This is a genomic window from Rhizobium sp. K102 (assembly GCF_022385315.1).
In the GTDB taxonomy this organism is placed as follows: Bacteria; Pseudomonadota; Alphaproteobacteria; order Rhizobiales; family Rhizobiaceae; genus Rhizobium; species Rhizobium croatiense.
On record NZ_CP092437.1, the window covers coordinates 40700 to 52662 of the forward strand.

Below are 11963 nucleotides of genomic sequence, written 5' to 3' on the forward strand. Positions count from 1 at the left end.
TCCATGACGCAATGAACACGCGAATGCGACCGAGTTCACGCCTTGAGGACGATCTCGATCACCGGGACGGTAACGTCAGGTTGCCGGACCGGCAGTTCGAGCGTGATCATGCCCTCCGGCACCATCACGCCGATATTGGAATCCACGTCCTTCGTCTGGCTGAGCCAGCGCACTTCGCTGGCGTCGTGCAGGAACTGCGCATAGGCGATCCTGTCGGCGATACCTTCGATATGAATATGGCGGTAGGGCCAGTTGTAGACATGGAGATAGAGGCGGTTGCCGCGCTGGGTGTATCGGCAGCCGGCCGGCGCCGGGAAGCTGGACGGACCGGCTCCGTAGATCGAGCGCCCGTTGACGGCCATCCAGTCCTGGTAGACTTCGAGGGCGGCGATGGCGCGCGCGTCGAAGGTGCCGCGGCCGGTCGGGCCGACATTCATCAAGAGGTTGCCGCCGAGCGCGACGGAATCGATGAGCAGCTGAATGATCTGCTCAGGGCTCTTCCAGCTGTCCTCGTCGCGGTGATAGCCCCAGGAGCCGCTAAAGGTATGGCAGGCCTCCCAGAGCACTCCCTGGCTGGCAATCGCAGGCGCCACGCGCGGCGTATACTGCTCCGGCGTCGTCACATCGGGCAGCTTGCCCGGCGGCAGGTCGAGTCGGTTGTTGACGATGATTTCGGGCTGCAACTCACGCACCAGTTCCAGCAGCCGCTCGCTCTCCCAGTCCGCGCGCCCCTTGCCGGGCAAGCCGCGATATTCGCGGCCGGGGTAGCTGAAATCGAACCAGATGATGTCGACGCGGCCGAAGCCGGTTAGAAGCTCGCGCACCTGTTCGCGCATATAGGCGGCGTAATTGGCGATGTTGCGCCCTGAATTCAGCGCCTCGGCATCGGGATGGTTGCGCAAGGGATGGTGGACATCGATCGGAAATTCAGGATGGTGCCAGTCGAGCAGCGAATAATAAAAACCGATCTTCAGCCCTTCGGCGCGAAACGCTTCGACCAACGGCGTCAGCAGATCCTTGCCGCAGGGCGTATTCGGCGCCTTGTAATCGGTGACCTTGCTGTCCCAGAGGCAGAAGCCTTCGTGATGCTTGGTCGTCACCACGACATATCTCATGCCGGCAAGACGCGCGCGGCGCGCCCAGGCCTTGGGATCGTAGAGATCGGGATCGAAATTCTCGAAATAGCGCTGGTAATGGTCGTCGTTCAGCTCTTCGCGGTTCTTCAACCACTCATGCCGCGCCCCCAGAGCATACAGGCCCCAATGGATGAACATGCCAAGGCGATCATGGCTGAACCAGGCGTGCTTGCCCGCCCCCAACGATTCAGGATTTTCCGGCTGGCGTTCCGAACTCGTCACAGGTTTCTCCTCCCTGTTTTCCGGCTCGACATCATATCGAACCGGTTCGGTGACTGATCATCTTGCTTGATATCGTACCTGTCAAGCCGAAATTCGAAAATCGTAAAACGCAGTGCCTCTCGCATAGATCATGGGCCTATCATGGGGGATAAGTTGCACAGACGAAGGAAATCTGACAAAAGGAAAGCTTTAGAACCGGTTCGATAGACATGACGACCATACGAGATGTCGCGCGCCTTGCGGGAGTTTCGATCTCGACCGTCTCGCTCGCGCTCAACAGCCCGAAACGGGTCGGCGCCGAGACGCTCGACCGCATCCAGCAGGCGATCAAATCCACCGGCTACCGCATCGACCCGGTGGCCCAGACGCTGGCGCGCGGGCGCAGCTCGCTCATCGGTTTCGTGTCGGCCAATCTCGGCAACATGTTCTTCGGCGATATCCGCCGCGAGATCGAGCATCAGGCGCTCGACCACGGCTATTTCGTCCTGATCGCCGACTCCTCCGGCCGCGCCGACCTCGAACGGGCGCTGTTGGAGCGGATGGAGGCGCAGAAGATCGCGGGTATTGCGCTGGCGACAAACGGCCACGGCGAGGAATACGCCGCCTTCCTGCGCGACTTCAAAACCCCGATCGTCATGTTCGACCAGAAGGTAGAAGGTGCAGAGCGCGATTTCGTCGGTTCCGACAATCCGCTGACGACGACCATCCTGACCGAGCACCTGCTGCAGCTCGGCCACCGGCGCATCGCCTTCATCTCCGGCCCGAGCGGCCTGCACACCGCCGACGAGCGCCTGAAAGGCTTCATGGATACGATGGCGGCCGCCGGCGTCGATGTCGATCCTTCGCTGGTCACCGAAGGCGGCTACACCAGGACCGGCGGCCATACGCAGGCAATGCGGCTACTCACCCGCCGCGACCGGCCGACCGCCATCATCGGCGCCAACAACATGATGGGGCTCGCGACGCTGCAGGTGATGCAGGAAATGGGTTTCCGCTGCCCTGAGGACGTGTCGCTGGCGATGGTCGACGACGTGCCCTGGAGCAATGTGATCACGCCGCGCATCACCATGGTGGTGCAGGATGCGCAGAAGCTCGGCGAACTGGCGGCGCAGCGGCTGCTCGCAAGAATATCAAGCTCCGACGCGGCCGCGGAGCCCCCGCAGGATTTCATCCTGACGCCGAGATTCGTGCGGGGGGAATCGACCAGGCGGCTGTGAGGACTTGCCGCTCGCCATTGAAAGATCCGAGAATTTGTCATACATGTGTGATGAATCGTAAACTTCGGAGTGCCGCCGGCATCCGGATCAAGGCCGATGCGGGGTGAAGGCGTGGCTATGCAGGGGAAGGATCGCGGCAGGGGCTCGGGGTCGCTGGTCTCACGGGTCGGCGAAAGCCTTCGGCAAGCCATCTTGAGCGGCCAGTATGCCGCTGGCGACAAGCTTCCGAGCGAGCATGAACTCACCGAAACGCACAGCGTCAGCCGAACCGTGGTGCGGGAGGCCGTTGCCGCGCTGCGGTCCGACGGGCTGGTCGAGGTGCGCCAGGGTGCCGGAATTTTCGTGATCAGCCCCGACCCGGCGCTGTCGGGCCGGAAGGTCGACAAGGCCCGCGTCGCGTCCGATCTCGAAGTGCTCGAAATCCGCACGCCCGTCGAAATCGAGGCAGCCGGACTTGCCGCGCTTCGCCGCTCACCGGCGCAGGAAGAGGCGATCTTCGAATGCCACCGGAAAATCCTCCATTGCATCGAGACGGACCAATCCATCCGCGAGGCGGACCTGGAACTCCACGTCGCCATCGCCGAGGCGACGAACAATCCGCTGTTCAAACACTTCCTGGAATCCCAGGGCGCGGCGATCATCCCGCAGTCGAGGCTCGTCCCGGAAACCCGAACCGCCGAGCAGACCGCCTACCGCAAGCTGATCCATCGCGAACATGAAGCGATCATCGTCGCGATCTCCGACAGGGACGATCAGGCGGCGCGCAACGCTATGCGCGAGCATCTGGTCGGCAGCCAGGCGAGGTATCGCAACCTGCTGAAGGATCTGCGCAGCTTTACAAGCTGAGGCCGGCTCAGGCTCTCCGGCCATCATCACCCACCTCCCGCCGGTCGGCGTAAGTAAATCTGCTGGCCGATTGCATCGTCGCGTCTATTGTAGCGGATACTGCGCAGCCCCTTATGCGCATACGGCATGGACGGGCTGTTGCCCGTCTGCGGCTGAAAGCTAGTTGAAAGCTTCGGCGTCATAGGAAAGGGCAGCATCGTGGAGGAGACACGGGTCAAAGGTGGCGAGACGACGATGCGGGTAAACCACTAGGAGGAGATTCCATGCGTTCTTCACGCAGCCTTTTTCACACCGTCACTTTTTCCGCCCTCTTGGCCGCGGCATCGCTGACCACCAGCGCCGCCCAAGCAGCCGACAAGATCACCATCATGGTCGGCGGCTACGAGAAGCAGATCTACCTGCCCGCCAAGCTCGCCGAATCTCTCGGCTACTTCAAGGACGAGGGTCTCGATGTCGAGCTTCTGAACGAAACGGCCGGCGTCGATGCCGAAAATCAGCTGCTGGCAGGCGCCGTCCAGGGCGTCGTCGGCTTCTACGACCACTGTGTGGATCTCCAGGCCAAGGGCAAGTTCGTCGAATCCATCGTCCAGTTCAGCCAGGCGCCGGGCGAGGTCGAGATGGTGTCGAGCAAGCATCCGGAGATCAAGTCGCCGGCCGACTTCAAGGGCAAGAGCCTCGGCGTCACCGGTCTCGGCTCGTCGACCAATTTCCTGACCCTTTACATGGCCTCGAAGGCCGGCCTGAAGCCGGGCGATGTCGTCACCATTCCGGTCGGCGCCGGCGGCACCTTCATCGCCGCCATGCAGCAGGATCAGATCCAGGCCGGCATGACGACGGAGCCGACGATCTCCCGGATGATCAAGACAGGCGAAGCGAGCGTTCTCGTCGACATGCGCACGGTCGAAGCGACCCGTCAGGCGCTCGGCGGCACCTATCCGGCCGCTTCGCTCTACATGGAAACGTCCTGGGTTGATGAACACAAGGAAGGGGCGCAGAAGCTCGCCAACGCCTTCGTCAAGACGCTGAAATACATCAACACCCATTCGGCCGCCGAAATTGCCGACAAGATGCCGAAGGATTTCTACGTCGGCGACAAGGACGGCTACATCAAGGCTCTCGAAGAGGGCAAGGGCATGTTCACGGCCGATGGCGTCATGCCGGAAGACGGCCCGAAGACGGTGCTCGCCGTGCTGTCGGAATTCTCCAAGAACGTCAAGGGCAAACAGATCGATCTTTCAAAGACCTACACGACGGAATTCGTCAAGAACGTCAAGTAAGTCAGTCGCGCCGCTCCCGGCTCCCAAGCGGGAGCGGCCCCGTTCGATCATGGGCTTTGCGTGCGCGCCCTCAAAGCACGCCTCAGGTATCACCATGCAACAGGACAACAACCAGGTCCCGGCGATCGAGCTGATCAATGTCAGCCGCCGCTTCGTCTCGCCGACCGGCAAGTCGCTCACGGCACTGCGGGATTTCAACATGACGGTCGCCCGCGGCGAGTTCGTCGCCGTCGTCGGCCCGACCGGATGCGGCAAGTCGACGACGCTCAATCTCGTAACGGGCCTCGCACGCCCCTCCGCCGGCGAAGTCCGGCTGATGGGCGGGCCGATCACCGGCATCGATCCGCGCGTCGGGTTCGCATTTCAGACCGACGCGCTCTTTCCCTGGAAGAACGTCATCGACAACGTCATGGCCGGTCCGCTGTTTCGCGGCAAGTCACGCGCCGAGGCTGAGAAGATGGCCCGCGACTGGCTGGTGCGCGTCGGTCTTCCGAAGTTTCTCCACCATTATCCGCATCAGCTCTCGGGCGGCATGCGCAAGCGCGTCTCGCTGGCGCAGACCTTCATCAACGAACCTGAGATCCTGCTGATGGACGAGCCCTTCTCGGCGCTCGACGTGCAGACCCGCACCGTCATGCACGAGGAACTCCTGAAGCTCTGGGCGGAGCGCAAAGCCTCGGTGGTGTTCGTGACCCACGATCTCGAAGAGGCGGTGGCGCTTGCCGACAAGGTCTATGTGCTGACCGCCGGCCCGGCCACGGTCAAATCGGTCTACACAATCGATCTTCCCCGGCCGCGCATCGTCTCGGAGATCCGCTACGAGCAGAGCTTCATCGATTACTGCAAGACGATCTGGGAAGACCTGCGCGAAGAGGTCGAGACCAGCTACCGCCGCGCAAGCGAAGCGGCCTGAGGGAGGATATCATGGCACACATCACGCTCGAGGCCGGTTCGGCCGCTCTCTTTCGCCCGGGCACATCGGATGCCGAAATCGAAGCCTCCGCACTGAAGGCGATGCGCCGGCGCAACGCACTGGTGCGCTTCTGGCAGATCGCCATCCTGGTCTTCGTAATCGGCATGTGGCAGCTCTCCTCCCGCATGCAATGGATCGATCCGTTCTTCTATTCGAGCCCGAGCGGCGTTCTCGAGCGTCTCTATGAATGGGCGACCGAGGGCACCACCGAAGGGTCGCTGTGGTACAATCTCTGGGTAACGATGGAGGAGGCGCTGATCGGCTTCTTCGCCGGCTCGATCACCGGCGTCTTCGTCGGCATCGGCCTCGGCCGCAACCGCTTCCTGTCGGATATCTTCTCGGTCTACATCAAGGCGATCAACTCGATCCCGCGCGTGGTCCTTGCTCCGATCTTCATCATGATCATGGGCCTCGGCCTGCCGTCCAAGGTAGCGCTCGCCTTCATCATGGTGTTCTTCGTCGTCTTTGCGAATGCCTTCCAGGGCGTGCGCGAGGCCGACCGCAACATGATCGCCAATGCCCGCATCCTCGGCGCTTCGGATTGGCAGGTGACCCGCACGGTGGTCATTCCCTCGGCGATGAGCTGGATCTTTGCGAGCCTGCATGTCTCATTCGGCTTCGCGATCATCGGCGCGATCGTCGGCGAATTCGTCGGCGCCCGCTTCGGCATCGGCCAGCTCATCTCGATCGCCAAGGGCACCTTCGACGCGGCCGGCATGTTCGCGGCAATCCTCCTTGTCATGGTCGTCACGCTCGTTGCCGAATACATCATGACGCTGATCGAGAACCGCCTCGCGAAATGGCGCCCGCAGCAGCAGCTCGATACGCAATAATCGGACCTGCTTCCTCCCAAGGCAGATCGAAGGGAAGGCCGGGCGCAAAGCCCGGCCTTCGTTTTTTGATGGCAAACTCGGCCAACTTCCCTTTCGTCATGCTCGGCCTTGTGCCGAGCATCTGCCTCCGTTCGATAGGACAGCAGATCCTCGACACAAGGCCGAGGATGACGCCGGGTAGAGAGCGAGGAGCGTCATTAACCGGGGGCGGCGCTATACCCGGTCTTATTTCATTCGATGAGCCTCCGATCTAAGCGAGCGGCAGCCGCACCGTCACAACGAGACCGCCGCCTTCCGCATCGCCGAGCGACACCGAACCTCCGGCCCCTTCGACCACCTCGCGAGCGATCGCCAGCCCGAGGCCGCTTCCCTCGCTTTCGGTTCCCATGATCCGGTAGAAGCGTTCAAACACCTGTTCGCGCTCACTCTCGGGAATGCCCGGACCGCTGTCCTCGACGGTGATGACTGCGCTTCCGTCCGACTGCCCGACCGAGACGGTCACCCGTCCGTCCGCACCGCTGTAGCGGATCGCGTTGTCGATGAGGTTGACCAGCATCTCCCGCAGCATCGTTCCGTCGCCCTCGACTGTAACGGGGCCGTCCGCTTCCAGGCCGACATCGATGTTGCGTTTCAACGCCTCTTCGGCATGCGCTTCCAATATTTCGCGGGCGGCCTTGCAGAGATCGGTCACGTCGCCGCGCGGGCGCCGGCTCCCAGGCTCGGCCCGCGACAAGGTCAGAAGCTGGCCGGCGAGGCGCGAAATCTGCCGGGTGCTGGCGCCAAGCGCGGCAAGCGCCTCGTCGCGGCGAGCCGCATCGCCTTCGCGGGCCGCCACGCTCGCCTGTGTCGAAATCAGTGCCAGCGGCGTTCTGAGCTGATGCGCCGCATTCGATACGAACCGCCGCTGCGCGGCCATCTGGCTCTGCACGCGCTCCATATGGTCGTTCAGCGCATGGACGAGCGGGCGCAGCTCGCTCTGCACCATCTCCGGCGGCAGCGGATCGAGACGGTTGCGGCCGCGCGCTCGCACGGCGTCCCGCAATCTCAAAGCCGGCGCAAGGCCGCGCTGCAGCCCGAGGATCGTCACCAGGCTCGCCAGGAAGACGAGCACGAACTGCTTCGAAAAGTCCGAAAGCCACAGCTGCCTGCGCATCGCATATTGGCTGTTATGCGTCACCGCGACCGTTACGGAAATCGTGCCGTCATCGGGAAGCCCGACGATGGGATGGTCGAGCATCAGGACGCGCACATCGGCGCCGTGGAAGGCGCGATCCTCGCCGACGCGCTGGGCCGCCGGCAGCGGCAGGTCGGGAAAGCCGCTGACCAGATTGCCCCACACGGTGATGACCTGGTAAAAGACGCGATCGCCGAAACCCGTATCGAACATCTCGAGTGCTGCGGGCGGCACATCGACCTGGACATCGCCGCCCTCGTCGACGCGCACCGCCTCGGCAATGACGCGGGCCGAGGCCAGAAGCGTGCGGTCCGTCACCAGTTTCGCCGTCGCATCGGCCGACCAGAAGCTGTCGTAGAGATTGAAGCCGATCGCGCCGAATAGCGTCAGCAGCACCAGCGACAGCAATTGCACCCTGAGGCTCTGGCTGAGCCGGCCAATGGCGGCGACGCTCTTGCTGAAGACGCTACTGAACATGTCTGAGGAGATAGCCGAGGCCGCGCAATGTCGCGATCTGCACGGAGCTGGCCTCGAGCTTCTTTCGAAGCCTGTGGACATAGATTTCGATGGCGCTCGGATCCGCCTCGTCATCGAAACCGAAGACGCTTTCGGAAAGGGCGGCCTTTGAGACCGTGGTGCCCAGCTTCATCACCAACTGTTCGAGAACGGCATATTCGCGCGGCGTCAATTGCAGCGGCTCGCCTTCGACGAAGAACTGCCGAGCCCCGCCGGAAAAGCGCAGGTTCCCGACGGTGATCTCGGACGATGCCCGGTCCTGCCCGCGGCGCACCACCGCGCGGATCCTCGCTTCGAGTTCGGCGATTTCGAAGGGCTTGGCGAGATAATCGTCGGCGCCGCTGTCGAGCCCCGCCACGCGGCCGTCCAGGCTTGCATTCGCCGTCAGGATGATGATCGGGAGCTTGTTGCCTGATTGTCTCAGCCGTTTTAGGAGCGTCAATCCGTCAAGCTTCGGCAACGAAAGGTCGAGGATCATCGCCGAATATTCCGCCACCTTGAGCAGATGTTCCGCGTCTTCACCGTCATAGGCAATGTCGATCGTATATTGCGCCTGCCGCAGGGCTTTGCCCAGCCAGGCCGCCAGATCCTTGTTGTCCTCCACCACAAGCAGTCGCATACGATCCCCTTAGCACGTGCGGATGGGCTAGCGGAAGCGCGCGCATGGGAGGCCGGCCATATTCGACATCGCCTGCCGCTCCGAGTATCAGCGTGTCCTCAACCGTCATTGGCGCGAATTGTCCGCTATTTGTCCGGCCCGTGCATTTTCCTCTGTCCTGGGATCGCCGAATATGTCTTCATGTTCAACATCCATGGAGCAAGAAATGTCCCGCCATGATACCATCCTTCTCGTCATCGACGCTCAGGAGTCCTTCCGGCGGCGCGATTATTGGGATGAAAGCCTCGCATCCGCCTATATCGAACGCCAGCAGGCTCTGATCGACGGTGCGGTGGCCAAAGGAATACCCGTCATCCAGATCTTTCATGTTGATGGAAGCGGGCCGTTTTCGGAAAGCTCGGGCTTCGTCAGGACACTCGCCCCGCTCACGATCGCTCCCAAAGCCACCTTCAGGAAGAGCCGTCACAGCGCACTCGTCGGCTCCGGGCTCGACGTCTTGCTGACCGAGAATGGCGTGCGTCGCATCATCGTCTCGGGCATCCGCACGGAACAATGCTGCGAGACCACGACTCGCCATGCAGCGGATCTCGGCTACCAGGTCGATTATGTCGGCGAAGCGACCCTGACCTTCCCGATGACCGACGCGGCGGGACGCACCTGGAGCGCTGGAGAAATCCGGGGCCGCACGGAACTGGTCCTGTCGGGCCGTTTCGCCAGGATCGCCACCGTCGAGCAGGCGCTGGCGGAGCGCGGAGAGCCGCTCGCCGCATGACGGAAGTCGCGCAGCCCTTCGATATCTCCGTCTTCGTCGTCGTGCCGCCGCGCGTGCTGCTGCTCGACGTGGCCGGCCCAATCGAAGTGCTGCGCAAGGCGAATCTCGAACAGCGGACGGTGCGCTTCAGCGTGACCTATATCGGCCCGTCGGCAACGGTCGGCAGCTCGATCGGCCTTGCCGTCACCGGCGTCGCCCCCCTGCCGGAGCGCTTGCCGGATCAGGCGCTCGTCGTCATCGCCGGCAGCGCCGACGCGCCGATGGAGAACAACCGTCCATGGGGCGAGCAAGAGCGCGCCGCGCAGGCCGCCATCGTCGCATGGCTAAGGTGCGCCATCCGTCCGGGGATCCGGCTGGTCTCCATCTGCTCCGGCGCCTTGCTCGCCGCCGAAGCCGGAATGCTCGATGGCCGCGAATGCACCACCCATCATGGCTGCATGGAGGACCTCGCGAGGCTCGCGCCCACCGCACGCATTCGGGACAACCGTCTCTATGTCGAGGACGGCGAGCGTCTGACGAGCGCCGGCATCACCGCCGGCATAGACCTCATGTTGCATATCGTCGCCCAAGCGGCGGGACATGCCTGCGCGCTTGCAGTGGCCAGATATCTCGTCGTCTATCTCAGGCGCGGCGGCTCGGACCCGCAGCTTTCGCCGTGGCTCGAAGGCCGTAACCATATCCATCCGGTCATTCACCGTGCACAGGATGCGGTGGCCGCCGACCCCACTCGCGACTGGTCGGTTGCCTCGCTTGCGCGCCTCAGCGGCGCCAGTCCACGGAACCTCTCGCGGCTGTTCAACGAGCAGACCGGCATGAGCGTCACGGATTTCGTCAACCGCATGCGCGTGGCTCTCGCCCGCGAAATGCTCGCCGGCTCTCGGCTGGATATGGAGGCCGTGGCCTTGCACGCCGGCTTCGGCTCGGCCCGACAGCTGCGCCGAGCGTGGAATCGGCTGCACGATAGCCCGCCGAGCGCGGCACGGCCGAGACCGGCCTTAGGTTCATAGAGGAAGAGAAAGAGCGGCGGGCCTGGCCTCGTCTTCGACAGTGACAGCCTTGCGGTTTCCCGCGCCAAGATCTCCCGCGATAACGCGCAACCTGCCGAGGATCTCCAAGGTGTCGCCAAGGGGCGCGGCGCTCGATGAGCGGGTGTCAAATCGGCATGTCGGAAGGAAAATGCAGATGCAGCCCAGTCGTCAATCCCGGGCCACTTTCCCAACACGCCTGCACGGGGACCGACCTATCGCTGCAGGAGGCTCGTCTATCCATTGCGGTAGTTGAGGTGTGTCGGATACGGGCCTCATTCACGCTAGCCTCCAAACGGCAATGGGTGCTTATATGGCGAGGGTCGTATTGCCCTGTACCAGTTCCAGCCGGGCTTGCCAAAAATCCGGCATGGGCTCTGCCTCCGTTATCTGCAACAGCGCCTGTGCGGCCTTCTCGCCGATTTCCGTGCGGGGCACATCGATCGTGGTGAGCCGTGTTCGGACCGCATTGGCGAGCGATGTGCCGTTGAAGCCGACCACGGAAATCCGCTCGGGCACCGGAAGTGCGGCTTGATGCAGATAGGACAGCCCGCCCAGCGCCATAGCGTCGTTGAGGAAATGGATGCCATCGATTTCAGGATGCATCCGCATGAGTTGCTCCGTCAGGAAGCGTCCGGTGGCTGCTTGCCGAGGCCTGTCTTCGCAGGTCATGCTGACGAGATCGATGCCGGCGGCCGCAAGCGATGATTTCAACGCGAGATGACGCCGGCGGGCGCTGAGGTCCTTGTCGAGTTCGGCGCCTACATAGGCAATACGCCTCAGGCCGCGATCGAGGAAATGTTTGGCAACCAGGCGCCCTGCGTCCTCATGCGATGGACCGGAGCTGAAATCCAGCGCATGCCTGTCGCAATCCCAAAGCTGGATTGCCGGGCAATTCCGTCGCGCCAGAAGAGCTTCCGCATCAACACTCCTTGCCATGCCGCCGTTCAGCAAGAGCCCGGCCGGCTGGAACGACAGCATTGCCCGGATCAGGTCCGCCTCGACGGAGGGATCAAATTGCGACTCTCCGATGAATGTCTGGAACCCCCTTGGCCTGAATATGGCGTTGGCCCCGCTGAGGACTTCCGCATAGACGATGTCGCTGATCGAGGGGATAATGACCGCCACGATCCGGCTTCTGCGCGAACTCAGTGTACCGGCGAGGCTGTTGGGTAGGTATCCAAGCTCGTGCGCCGCCTGCCTCACCCTCTGCCGTGTTTCCTCCGAAATGTTGCCTACCTCCCGCAACACCTTCGAGACAGTCATTTTGCTCACCCCCGCCTTGGCGGCCACTTCAGCTAGGGTGACGGTCTTGGGGCGCTCTGAAGCCACGATCTTCTCCCGCTCTTCGAT

11 protein-coding genes are annotated in these 11963 nt (G+C 62.8%); 7 read left to right on the top strand and 4 right to left on the bottom strand.

Annotated features, from left to right (window positions below):
* Positions 1-35: 35 nt before the first annotated feature.
* A complete protein-coding gene (locus tag MHI61_RS27710; RefSeq protein WP_239793193.1) occupies positions 36-1358 on the bottom strand; it encodes an alpha-L-fucosidase in 1323 nt (440 codons plus the stop codon).
* Between the two features lie 209 nt (positions 1359-1567).
* Here MHI61_RS27710 and MHI61_RS27715 point away from each other — a divergent pair, with 209 nt between their 5' ends.
* The 5 genes from MHI61_RS27715 to MHI61_RS27735 all read left to right on the top strand — a co-directional run bounded on the left by MHI61_RS27715 (position 1568) and on the right by MHI61_RS27735 (position 6504).
* Positions 1568-2575 (top strand): LacI family DNA-binding transcriptional regulator, encoded by a 1008-nt coding sequence (locus MHI61_RS27715; RefSeq protein WP_239793194.1) that lies wholly within the window; start codon positions 1568-1570, stop codon positions 2573-2575.
* A gap of 117 nt (positions 2576-2692) precedes the next feature.
* Positions 2693-3421, top strand: a complete 729-nt coding sequence (locus MHI61_RS27720; protein WP_239793195.1) for a FadR/GntR family transcriptional regulator — start codon at positions 2693-2695, stop codon at positions 3419-3421.
* A 263-nt stretch (positions 3422-3684) separates the two neighbouring features.
* On the top strand, positions 3685-4698 hold the full coding sequence (locus MHI61_RS27725; RefSeq protein WP_239793196.1) for an ABC transporter substrate-binding protein: 1014 nt from the start codon (positions 3685-3687) through the stop codon (positions 4696-4698).
* 94 nt (positions 4699-4792) lie between these two features.
* Entirely contained in the window at positions 4793-5611 is an 819-nt protein-coding gene (locus tag MHI61_RS27730; protein WP_239793197.1) for an ABC transporter ATP-binding protein, read from the top strand.
* An 11-nt stretch (positions 5612-5622) separates the two neighbouring features.
* On the top strand, positions 5623-6504 hold the full coding sequence (locus tag MHI61_RS27735; protein WP_239793198.1) for an ABC transporter permease: 882 nt from the start codon (positions 5623-5625) through the stop codon (positions 6502-6504).
* 250 nt (positions 6505-6754) lie between these two features.
* On the opposite strand, the gene MHI61_RS27740 is transcribed toward MHI61_RS27735, so the two are convergent.
* Positions 6755-8155: a sensor histidine kinase gene (locus MHI61_RS27740; protein WP_239793199.1), complete on the bottom strand. Its 1401-nt coding sequence runs from the start codon at positions 8153-8155 to the stop codon at positions 6755-6757.
* Positions 8145-8813: a response regulator gene (locus MHI61_RS27745; protein ID WP_239793200.1), complete on the bottom strand. Its 669-nt coding sequence runs from the start codon at positions 8811-8813 to the stop codon at positions 8145-8147. The genes MHI61_RS27740 and MHI61_RS27745 overlap by 11 nt, the downstream gene beginning before the upstream one ends.
* Positions 8814-9006: 193 nt before the next feature.
* On the opposite strand from MHI61_RS27745, the gene MHI61_RS27750 reads away from it, so the two are divergent.
* Positions 9007-9585: an isochorismatase family protein gene (locus MHI61_RS27750; protein WP_239793201.1), complete on the top strand. Its 579-nt coding sequence runs from the start codon at positions 9007-9009 to the stop codon at positions 9583-9585.
* Positions 9582-10592, top strand: a complete 1011-nt coding sequence (locus tag MHI61_RS27755; protein WP_239793202.1) for a helix-turn-helix domain-containing protein — start codon at positions 9582-9584, stop codon at positions 10590-10592. The genes MHI61_RS27750 and MHI61_RS27755 overlap by 4 nt, the downstream gene beginning before the upstream one ends.
* 327 nt (positions 10593-10919) lie before the next feature.
* Here MHI61_RS27755 and MHI61_RS27760 read toward each other — a convergent pair whose 3' ends face one another.
* Complete coding sequence (locus tag MHI61_RS27760) at positions 10920-11942, bottom strand: LacI family DNA-binding transcriptional regulator (RefSeq protein ID WP_239793203.1); 1023 nt, start codon at positions 11940-11942, stop codon at positions 10920-10922.
* Positions 11943-11963: the final 21 nt, after the last annotated feature.

What these genes read in the sequence shown, in the direction of transcription:
- MHI61_RS27715 (WP_239793194.1), top strand. Translation starts at nt 1,568, where the DNA reads ATGACGACCATACGAGATGTCGCGCGCCTTGCGGGAGTTTCGATCTCG.
- MHI61_RS27720 (WP_239793195.1), top strand. Translation starts at nt 2,693, where the DNA reads ATGCAGGGGAAGGATCGCGGCAGGGGCTCGGGGTCGCTGGTCTCACGG.
- MHI61_RS27725 (WP_239793196.1), top strand. Translation starts at nt 3,685, where the DNA reads ATGCGTTCTTCACGCAGCCTTTTTCACACCGTCACTTTTTCCGCCCTC.
- MHI61_RS27730 (WP_239793197.1), top strand. Translation starts at nt 4,793, where the DNA reads ATGCAACAGGACAACAACCAGGTCCCGGCGATCGAGCTGATCAATGTC.
- MHI61_RS27735 (WP_239793198.1), top strand. Translation starts at nt 5,623, where the DNA reads ATGGCACACATCACGCTCGAGGCCGGTTCGGCCGCTCTCTTTCGCCCG.
- MHI61_RS27740 (WP_239793199.1), bottom strand. Translation starts at nt 8,155, where the DNA reads ATGTTCAGTAGCGTCTTCAGCAAGAGCGTCGCCGCCATTGGCCGGCTC.
- MHI61_RS27745 (WP_239793200.1), bottom strand. Translation starts at nt 8,813, where the DNA reads ATGCGACTGCTTGTGGTGGAGGACAACAAGGATCTGGCGGCCTGGCTG.
- MHI61_RS27750 (WP_239793201.1), top strand. Translation starts at nt 9,007, where the DNA reads ATGGAGCAAGAAATGTCCCGCCATGATACCATCCTTCTCGTCATCGAC.
- MHI61_RS27755 (WP_239793202.1), top strand. Translation starts at nt 9,582, where the DNA reads ATGACGGAAGTCGCGCAGCCCTTCGATATCTCCGTCTTCGTCGTCGTG.